Source organism: Chromobacterium sp. W521 (assembly GCF_052805975.1).
The window spans coordinates 1-263 of record NZ_JBRBAF010000057.1; the positions used below are offsets into that span (position 1 = coordinate 1).

General features: G+C 67.3%; 1 protein-coding gene. It reads left to right on the forward strand.

All coding sequences use genetic code 11. From position 1 onward, the window contains the following. Window positions 1–263 (forward strand): contractile injection system protein, VgrG/Pvc8 family (locus tag ACUXV1_RS23285; RefSeq protein WP_446016782.1); only part of this gene is annotated, 263 nt, incomplete at both ends.

A 263-nucleotide genomic window follows, 5' to 3' on the forward strand; every position in this document is an offset into this window, starting at 1 on the left:
CAATCGCTGTACTACGCCGGCGACGCCGACCAGCTCAGCCACTACGCCCAACTGCGCCAGCAAGCGCATGACCTCAAGGCCAAGCAGTTCAGCGGCGGCGGCAGCGTGCGCGGCCTGGCCGCCGGCCAATGGTTTCGCCTGGACGACCACCCCGCCCACGACGGCGACAGCAGCGAACAGCGCGAATTCGTCGTCACCCGCCAAACCCTGAGCGCGCGCAACAACCTGCCGGCGGACCTCAAAGCCTTCCAAGACGGCAAAGA